The sequence below is a fragment of the Pseudomonas sp. PME37.24/025 genome (assembly GCF_055556615.1).
Map to the genome: position 1 here is coordinate 1 of NZ_JBVHNK010000298.1, position 262 is coordinate 262.

The following is a 262-nucleotide window of genomic DNA, read 5'->3' on the forward strand; positions in this document are numbered from 1 at the left end:
GCTGCACTGGCAATGATGCTTTCTTCAGTGATTTCAAATGCGATGGGAGGCTTGAAAGGAACTTCTTCTGATTTGCAATTGTCCCCAGCAAACTGTTCTTCTGTTGTTCCAATTTCTCATGTCGCTCACATAGCTCTTTACGCTGGACGAGCTCAAAGTTGAGGCGCTTGAGCATGAGATCATGGGCGGTGTCAGCGGCAAGCGTCTTATCGCGGATGTCAGCTGGCGCGGCGCGATGGAACTCGTCCTCGGGCACGAGCTC

1 protein-coding gene is annotated in these 262 nt (G+C 52.3%); it reads right to left on the minus strand.

The window, feature by feature from the left end:
* Nucleotides 1–262 (minus strand): hypothetical protein (locus ACZ3HH_RS30450; protein ID WP_465810354.1); only part of this gene is annotated, 262 nt, incomplete at both ends.